8 protein-coding genes are annotated in these 8,032 nt (G+C 63.1%); 1 reads left to right on the top strand and 7 read right to left on the bottom strand.

Going from position 1 to position 8,032, the window contains the following annotated elements; all coding sequences use genetic code 11:
* Positions 1 to 22: 22 nt before the first annotated feature.
* Entirely contained in the window at positions 23 to 874 is an 852-nt protein-coding gene (locus EOA19_RS34520; protein ID WP_128306077.1) for a sugar phosphate isomerase/epimerase, read from the top strand.
* A 106-nt stretch (positions 875 to 980) separates the two neighbouring features.
* Here the strand turns inward: EOA19_RS34520 and phnE (EOA19_RS34515) are convergent, their stop codons facing one another.
* The 7 genes from phnE (EOA19_RS34515) to phnK all read right to left on the bottom strand — a co-directional run bounded on the left by phnE (EOA19_RS34515) (position 981) and on the right by phnK (position 7,980).
* Positions 981 to 2,348 (bottom strand): phosphonate ABC transporter, permease protein PhnE, encoded by a 1,368-nt coding sequence (gene phnE / locus EOA19_RS34515; protein WP_128306076.1) that lies wholly within the window; start codon positions 2,346 to 2,348, stop codon positions 981 to 983.
* Between the two features lie 2 nt (positions 2,349 to 2,350).
* On the bottom strand, positions 2,351 to 3,307 hold the full coding sequence (gene phnE, locus EOA19_RS34510) for a phosphonate ABC transporter, permease protein PhnE (protein WP_128306075.1): 957 nt from the start codon (positions 3,305 to 3,307) through the stop codon (positions 2,351 to 2,353).
* A 57-nt stretch (positions 3,308 to 3,364) separates the two neighbouring features.
* Positions 3,365 to 4,273 (bottom strand): phosphonate ABC transporter substrate-binding protein, encoded by a 909-nt coding sequence (phnD, locus tag EOA19_RS34505; protein WP_127297934.1) that lies wholly within the window; start codon positions 4,271 to 4,273, stop codon positions 3,365 to 3,367.
* Between the two features lie 151 nt (positions 4,274 to 4,424).
* A complete protein-coding gene (gene phnC, locus EOA19_RS34500; protein ID WP_128306074.1) occupies positions 4,425 to 5,282 on the bottom strand; it encodes a phosphonate ABC transporter ATP-binding protein in 858 nt (285 codons plus the stop codon).
* A 277-nt stretch (positions 5,283 to 5,559) separates the two neighbouring features.
* Positions 5,560 to 6,177, bottom strand: coding sequence for a DapH/DapD/GlmU-related protein (locus EOA19_RS34490; protein WP_128306073.1), 618 nt, complete (start codon positions 6,175 to 6,177; stop codon positions 5,560 to 5,562).
* Complete coding sequence (gene phnL / locus EOA19_RS34485; protein ID WP_023812471.1) at positions 6,174 to 6,881, bottom strand: phosphonate C-P lyase system protein PhnL; 708 nt, start codon at positions 6,879 to 6,881, stop codon at positions 6,174 to 6,176. The genes EOA19_RS34490 and phnL overlap by 4 nt, the downstream gene beginning before the upstream one ends.
* A gap of 322 nt (positions 6,882 to 7,203) precedes the next feature.
* Positions 7,204 to 7,980: a phosphonate C-P lyase system protein PhnK gene (phnK, locus tag EOA19_RS34480; protein WP_023760811.1), complete on the bottom strand. Its 777-nt coding sequence runs from the start codon at positions 7,978 to 7,980 to the stop codon at positions 7,204 to 7,206.
* Positions 7,981 to 8,032 lie beyond the last annotated feature (52 nt).

The raw sequence follows: 8,032 nt of genomic DNA, 5'->3' as shown, positions 1-8,032 counted from the left end.
ATCCAAGGGGAGGGGGGCGTCGATGAAAATCGGCATGTGCATGTTCTTATGGACGACGGCCGTGTCGAAGGCACACGAACCACTGCTGCGCGATATCAAGGCAACCGGCTTTGATGGCGTCGAGATACCGATCTTCGCCGGCGCGCCGGACGATTATAAAAAGCTCGGCGATCTGCTCGACCGCATCGGGCTGGAGCGGACCGCGGTTTCGGCCATGGGCGATCCCCGGATGAATTTGATCTCGGCCGACGCGGCGACGCGCAAGGCCGGTGTCGACTACATGAAATGGGCGATCGACTGCGCGCAGGCACTTGCCGCAAACACGCTGAGTGGCCCGCTGCATTCGACGCTCGGCGCCTTTTCCGGCTCCGGACCGACCGCTGCCGAGAAAAAGCGCTCCGTCGCCTCGCAGCGGGCGATCGGCGACCATGCCGGCAACAAGGGCGTCACCATCGGGCTCGAGGCGCTGAACCGCTTCGAATGCTATCTCCTCAACACGATGGCGGACCTGTCGGAGCATATCGACGCCATCGACCGGCCGCACATCAAGGCGATGTACGATACTTTCCACGCCAATATCGAGGAGGCCGACCCGATCGATGCCTACACAAAACACCGCAGGAATGTCGTTCATATCCACATCTCGGAAAACGATCGCGGCGTGCCGGGGCGCGGCAACATTCCGTGGAAGGAAACATTCTCGGCCATCCGCAAGAGCGGCTATAACGACTGGCTGACGATCGAAGCGTTCGGCCGTTCGCTGAAAGATTTGGCGGCGGCGACCAAGGTGTGGCGCGATTTTTCCGAGACACCGGAAGCGGTCTATCGGGAAGGGTATAAGCATATCAAAAATGGGTGGAAGAAGGCGGCGTAGGCGCCTTCCTTATAGTGGGACTGAGCGAAGCCGCCCAACACCTGCCGCCGCGTTCCTTCACACCCCCCTCTGTCCTGCCGGCTTCTCATGAGACGGCAGCCGTTGCCTACCCCTGCTCGGCCTGGATCCTGTTGTAGTCGTGGATGGTCTGGCTCAGCCGGCGGCGCAGGAAGTTGGAGATGTTGTCGAAGATGAAGACAACGGCCAGGATCAGCAGCACCATGTAGAAGACGTTGGCCCAGTTGGAGTTGGTGCGCATCGCTTCCCACAGCTTCAGGCCGATGCCGCCGGCGCCGACAGCGCCAATGATGGTCGCGCCGCGGGTGTTGGATTCCCACTGGTAGAGCGTCTGGCTGATGAACACCGGCACCACTTCCGGCAGCACGCCGTAGCGCTGCACCAGAAGGCCGTTGGCTCCGGTCGAGGTAATACCCTCGCGCGGTTTGTCGTCGATGTTCTCCAGCGCCTCGGAATAGGTTTTGCCGAGCGTGCCGATCTCGGTGAAGAAGATGGCTGCACTGCCCGCCAGCGGTCCCGGCCCGAAGGCACGGGTGAAGAACAGCGCCCAGATCAGCATGTCGATGGAGCGCATGAAGTCGAAGAAGCGCTTGAGCACCTGGTTGACCAGCCGGCTGGGCGTGATGTTTCGGGCGGCGAAGAAGGCCAGCGGGAAGGCGACGATGCCGCCAAGCATGGTGCCGAGAAAGGCCATGACGATGGTCTGCAAGAGCTTCGTCCAGACATCGCCATGCTGCCACTGGGCGTTGTTCCAGATGTTGTCGCCGGCCAGCGCCAGATTGGACGTGCCTGGTTTCAGTTCCGGTCCGGAGACGATCAGCGAGGCGACTTCGCTTGCCGACCTGCCGAAGAAGGGCGAGCGGGTGTCAAAGACGAAGTTTGCCCAGCCGAGAAATCGCTTTCGGATCCTGACGCGGTCAACGGCGACGCGGGCCTCGCCGGCAAAGCCCATGTCGGCGACGACCTCATCCTCATGCGCGGTGATCCAGCCGGGAACCGCTCCCGAGATCAGCGGCTTGCCGGTGCCAAGTGCGACCGCAACGGTCTCACCATTGGCAATTATCGTCGCTTGCGTCTTGGTGAAGGTGATTGACTTGGCGGTGCCGTCGATAAGGACCGTCACCGAACCATCGGCATTGGTCTTGACCCAGTCCGGATCTGGGTTCGGGCCGAGCACCGAGAAGCGTGGATATTTGGCGGTGATCCGCGGTTCGTCGAGGCGGAAGATCGGCTGCACGTCGTAGCTGATCCACTGGGTCAGAAACAGCGGCAGCCGCTCCCAGTGCGATTCCCGCATGACCTGCGGCAGGTTGAAGAACCACAGGGCATAGAGCAGGTAGAGGAAGATGCCGCCAAGCAGCATCAGCGGCCCGAAGCGCTTGTGGAACGGCCGCTGGAACACCTGCGGGAAGCGCTCTTCGATCGACTGGATTTGATCGGCGGTCAAGGCAGCCATGGTCAAGCCCCCACCACGAAAGCCTGCTCGCCGACCAGCTTGCGGCGCAGCCAGGCGGAGAACTGGTCGACGATGAAGATCGTCGTGAACAGGAGCAGCACGAGAGCTATCGTCTTGGCGCCGAAGCCGCGCGAGATCGACAGCTTCAACTCCTCGCCGATGCCGCCGCCGCCGACCGCGCCCATGATGGTGGAAATGCGGACATTTATCTCAACACGCAGCAGCGTGTAGGACATGAAGTTGGGCAGCACCTGCGGCAGGCCGGCAAAGCGCACCCGCTCGAACCAGTTGGCGCCGACAGCCCTCAGTCCTTCCTCGGCGCGCATGTCGATGTTCTCGTTGATCTCGTAGAACAGCTTGCCCAGCGCGCCGATCGAATGCAGGCCGATGGCGATGATGGCGGCGATCGGGCCGATCGAGACGATGGCGGCGAACAGGCCCGCGATGACGATCTCGGGAAAGGCGCGCAGCAGCTCCATGAGGCGCTTGACGATCAGCCGCAGCACCGGATGCGGCGTCAGATTGCGCGCCGCGATGAAGGAGAACGGCACGGCGAAGACGAAGCCGATGAAGGTCGAGACCAGCGCCACGTTGAGCGTGGTCAGCATCAGCTCGAAATATTCGGGGATGTAGAAGCTGTCCCAGACATACGAGCGGCCAAGCGGAAAGTTGAATTCCTGGGTGCCGGTGTCATGCGGGGAAGCGATATCGAACATCGCCCGCCAGACATCGTTCCAGTCCTTGGGGACGAGCCAGCTCAGGAAGTCCAGCAAATGCGGCAACCGGTCGAAGAAATGCCCGGCATTGGCCTCGTCGGCGAACCACATGGTGCTGCCAAGCGCGATGATGAGAAGGCCGACACCGATGGCGGTGTAGAGCCGGCGCAAGGACGTCTGGCGACGCCAGGCGTCGGCCATCTGGTGAGTGGCGCCGGAAGGGGCTGTCACGGAAAGGGTCATGATCGGACATGCAAGAAGGGCGGCGTTTTCTCGACGCCGCCCTTCCTGATTTCGCCGTTAGCCGCCAATGGCTGCCTTACGGGCTTCGACGATGACGTTGTAGAAGTCCGCCTTGACCGGGACGTAGCCGGTAAAGTCGCCGCCTTCGACGCCTTCGAAGCAAGCCTTGTCCTTCTTCGGCAACTGCGTGAAGAAGTCGGCGAGCTTGGCGGTCATTTCGTCGCCGAGCGCGGTGCGCACGACCAGCGGGCCGTTCGGGATCAGGCCCGAGCGCCAGACTTCGACGAAGTCGTTGGGGTCGACGGCGCCCTTGGCGACTTCCTTGTGGAAGGTGCCCGAGGTGTAGCCGTCCTTGAAGTCGCCGATACCGGAGGAATCGTCCACCGCCACATCGACCTTGCCGTCGCGCACGGCCAGAACGTTGTTCTCGTGGCCGCCGTTGAACTGGGTCGAAGCGAAGAAGGTTTCGTTCGAAGCGCCGGTGTCCTTCGGGATCTGGGTCAGCGGGATCAGATAGCCGGAGGTAGAATCCGGATCGGCGTAGCCGAGTTTCTTGCCCTTGGCCGACTTGATATCGGTGATGCCGGAGGATTTCAGCGCCAGGCCGATCGAATAGTAGCCGGTGGCGCCGTCGGTCTGCTGGGTGGTGAGGATCGGGGTGACCGCCTTCGGGTCCTTGAGAGCGATGCTGGCGTAGCCGGAAGCGCCGAGTTCGGCGAAGTCGAGCGTGCCGCCAAGCAGGCCCTGGATCACGCCGTCATAGTCGGCAGCGGGGAACAGCGAGACCTTTTCGAAGCCGAATTCGGCCTTCAGATGGTCGGCGAGGCACTGGTAGTTGCGCAGCCGGTCGGTTTCGTTTTCGCCGCCGAGAATGCCGACGCGAAATTCCTTCATGTCGGCGGCATGGGCCATGCTGGTCGCCATGGCGAGCACCGAAACGGCGCTGAAAACCATCTTCCTGAACATCTGTAATCTCTCCTGTAGGTTCCGGCCCCGCGCCGGCAGCGTTCTCGATTTTGACAGGTGCCCTTGACGCGGGCTGTCGATCCCAACCGCTCTCTCTTGTTTGTCCATGATCTTGCCCGAAAACCGGATTCCACTTTTCGGGATCATGGACTCAATATCCCGGGAATGCGGGTTCGAGCGGTGCGGCGGATGCGGCGATCTTTCGGCTGAAGGCAACGCTGGTCGAGGTGATGGCCTCGGAGATTTCCTGGCCATTGCTGTCGGCGCCATAGACGAGGCGCATGGCCTCGCGGTTGAGCTCTTCCGGCGGACCATCGAAGACGACCTTGCCGGCGGCCATGCCGATAATGCGGTTGCAATAGGTGCGGGCGGTGTCCAGCGTGTGCAGATTGGTGACGACGGTGATGCCTTCGCGCAAATTGATGTCCTGCAGCGAATCCATCACCACCTTGGCGTTGAGCGGGTCAAGCGAGGCGATCGGCTCGTCGGCGAGGATAACCTTGGGCTGCTGCATCATGGCGCGGGCAATGGCGACGCGCTGCTGCTGGCCGCCCGACAAGGTGCCGGCCGGTTGCAAAGCGGTGCGGGCGATGTCGAGCCGCTCGAGAGCTGCGACCGCCTCGGCGCATTCGGCGCGGGAGAACATGCCGAACAGGTTTGACATGGTCGAGCGGTGGTTCAGCTTGCCGAGCAGCACATTGGTGAGCACGTCGAGGCGCGGCACCAGGTTGAACTGCTGGAAGATCATGGCGCAGTCACGCTGCCAGCGCCGCAGCGGCGAGCCGCGCAACTGGGAAACCTCGGCGCCGCCAAAAAAGATCGATCCCTGGCTGGGATCGATGAGACGGTTGATCATGCGAAGAAGGGTCGATTTGCCGGCGCCCGAACGGCCGATAATGCCAACCATCTGACCCTGTGGGATGGCGATGTTGATGTCGCTGACGGCGGTGTTCTTACCAAATCGGCGGCTGACACCGCGGATTTCGAGCGTGGCGGAATTTGCTGACATGGGGCAGGTTCCAGTCTGGACCATATTGATCGTCAGGCACTCGCCTAACGCAGCCACATGAACCTGCCGTGTCGCGGTGATGTCAGTTTTGTTACGCTCCACAGGTGTGGAGTTATGGCCGGCCCAGGGCCAGCAGGTCCTCGAAGTGCTCCATGTCCCTGAAGCCGCAGAAGGCGGGAGTTTTGATTTCGATCACGGGAGCCTGCTGCTCGAAAAAGCTTGAGAGAGTCATCGAACAGGTCCTGCCATGTGGCTGCCATGACGATGATGTGAAGAATTATCCTTCGTATTTTTCCAGGAAGGCCTCGGCCGATAGTTCCCGGAAATCGTCGAGCGAAGCGCGCAGCCTGGCATGATCCCAGTCCCACCAGGCAAGCGCCTGATAACGGTCGGCGGTGCGGCGGTCGAAGCGCTCACGGATCGGTTTGGCCGGCACGCCGGCGACGATGGTGTAGGGGGCGACGTCCTTCGAGACGACGGCTCCGGCGCCGATCGCCGCGCCGTCACCGACGGTGACGCCGGGCAGGATGGTCGAGCCGTGGCCGAGCCAGGTGTCGTGGCCGATGGTGACTCGCCTGGCGCGACGCTGGGCGAAGAATTCTGTCTCGTGCTCGGCGTCGTCCCAGTAGTCCGAGGCGCGATAGGTGAAATGGTGCAGCGTTGGCCGCCAGGTCGGGTGGTTGGTGGCGTTGATGCGCACGCTGGCGGCGATGTTGGCGAACTTGCCGATCGTCGCGCACCAGACGGCGCAGTCCTGCATCATGTAGGAATAGTCGCCAAGCTCGCTTTCCGACACCCGGCTGCGGTCGGCGATCTCGGTCCAGCGGCCGAGCGTCGAATTCTGCACATCCGCCGTCGGATGGACCAGCGGCGTCTCGGACAATTTCCTGGTCATGCGGCGATTTTTCCGGGAGCGAAAGCGGTGACGTCGATGATGCGGTCGGCAACCGCCTCGCGTACGTCGTGGTCATGGAAGATGCCGAGCAGCGCGACATCAGCCGCCTTCTTGGCGGCGATGAGTTCAATCACGACATCGCGGTTTTTGGCGTCGAGCGAGGCGGTCGGCTCGTCGAGCAGCAGGATCGGATGCTCGGTGATGAAGCCGCGTGCGATGTTGACGCGCTGCTGCTCGCCACCGGAGAAGGTCGCAGGTGGCAATGCCCAGAGTTTCTCCGGCAGGTTGAGCTGCGCCAGCAAGGCGCGTGCCTTGCCGCGGGCAATCTCGCGATCCTCGCCGCGCTCGACCAGCGGTTCGGCGACGACATCCAGCGCCGAAACGCGCGGCACGGTGCGCAGGAATTGGCTGACATAGCCGATCGTTTGCCGGCGCACGGCAAGCACGGTGCGCGGGCTGGCAGTGGCGAGGTCGATCAGCCCGTCATCGTGGCTGACGATGATCTGGCCTTCGTCGACGGCGTAGTTGCCGTAGAGCATCTTCAGGATCGAGCTCTTGCCGGCACCGGACGGGCCGCCGAGCACGGTGCATTCGCCGGCCCTGATCGAGAACGAGACACCGGCGATAACAGGCAATTTGATGCCGTCGCGCAGATGCATGGTGAAGCTCTTGGCGACGTCTGAGACAACGAGGGGCGTCGGCATCAGAAGGTCCTCCAATCGCTGTTGGTTTGCGGGCCAGCACCCCCCTCTGGCCAATGCAATTGCATGTGCGGAATAACGGTGAAATCTCGAAGCGGGTGTTTGCGAGGTGTCGGCGCGAGGCACCCCCCTCTGTCCTGCCGGACATCTCCCCCGCAAGGGTGGAGATTGGCAGCTTCACCCGCAGCGCTTTTCTTGCAGCCTTGGTAATTGGTGAACGCAGCAGGGACAGCCGATCTCCCTCCTTGCGGGGGAGATGGCCGGCAGGCCAGAGGGGGGTGCCTCGCGCCAAGGTTTCGCGAACACGCGCTTTGAGACTTCATCGTCAAACCTGCAGAATCGAGGAAACGAGCAACTGCGTGTAAGGCGCGCGCGGGTCGTCGAGCACGCGGTCGGTGAGACCGCTTTCGACGACGCGGCCGTCCTTCATCACCATCATGCGCTGCGACAGAAGCCGCGCCACGGCAAGGTCGTGGGTGACTACGATGGCCGCGAGACCAAGGTCGGTGACCAGCCCGCGCAGCAGGTCGAGCAGGCGCGCCTGGACCGAGACGTCGAGGCCGCCCGTCGGTTCGTCCATGAACACCAGGCGCGGGCCGGTGACGAGGTTGCGGGCGATCTGCAGGCGCTGGCGCATGCCGCCGGAAAAGGCGCGCGGCTCGTCGTCGATGCGGTCCTCGTCGATCTCGACGCGCGACAGCCAGTCGACCGCGGTGGCGCGGATCTTGCCGTAATGACGGTCGCCGACCGCCATCAGCCGCTCGCCGACATTGGCGCCGGCCGATACCGTCATGCGCAGGCCGTCGGCGGGGTTCTGATGGACAAAACCCCAGTCGGTGCGCATCAGGAAGCGGCGCTCGGCCTCGCTCATGCGGTAGAGTTCGCGGAACTGGCCGTCACGCATGCGGTAGCTGGCGGTGCCGGAGCTGGGCAGCAGCCGGGTCGACAGGCAGTTGAGCAGTGTCGTCTTGCCGGAGCCGGACTCGCCGACGACAGCCAGGACTTCACCCGGCCACAGGTCGAAGGAGACGTTGTCGCAGCCGACGCGCGAGCCGTAGAATTTGGAGAGCGCCGAGACGCGCAGCAGCGGTTCGTCGGTCATTGTATCTCCTTACCCTCCCCCTTGCGGGGAGGGTCGGCGCGCAGCGCCGGGG

The sequence above is a fragment of the Mesorhizobium sp. M7A.F.Ca.US.010.02.1.1 genome, from assembly GCF_004023085.1.
In the GTDB taxonomy this organism is placed as follows: domain Bacteria; phylum Pseudomonadota; class Alphaproteobacteria; order Rhizobiales; family Rhizobiaceae; genus Mesorhizobium.
This window is presented reverse-complemented; position numbering and strand designations above follow the sequence as displayed.

Excerpts from the sequence above, each read along its gene's own strand:
- phnL (WP_023812471.1), bottom strand. The coding sequence starts at position 6,881 with ATGCCGACGCCCCTCGTTGTCTCAGACGTCGCCAAGAGCTTCACCATG.
- EOA19_RS34520 (WP_128306077.1), top strand. The coding sequence starts at position 23 with ATGAAAATCGGCATGTGCATGTTCTTATGGACGACGGCCGTGTCGAAG.
- phnD (WP_127297934.1), bottom strand. The coding sequence starts at position 4,273 with ATGTTCAGGAAGATGGTTTTCAGCGCCGTTTCGGTGCTCGCCATGGCG.
- EOA19_RS34490 (WP_128306073.1), bottom strand. The coding sequence starts at position 6,177 with ATGACCAGGAAATTGTCCGAGACGCCGCTGGTCCATCCGACGGCGGAT.
- phnK (WP_023760811.1), bottom strand. The coding sequence starts at position 7,980 with ATGACCGACGAACCGCTGCTGCGCGTCTCGGCGCTCTCCAAATTCTAC.
- phnC (WP_128306074.1), bottom strand. The coding sequence starts at position 5,282 with ATGTCAGCAAATTCCGCCACGCTCGAAATCCGCGGTGTCAGCCGCCGA.
- phnE (WP_128306076.1), bottom strand. The coding sequence starts at position 2,348 with ATGGCTGCCTTGACCGCCGATCAAATCCAGTCGATCGAAGAGCGCTTC.
- phnE (WP_128306075.1), bottom strand. The coding sequence starts at position 3,307 with ATGACCCTTTCCGTGACAGCCCCTTCCGGCGCCACTCACCAGATGGCC.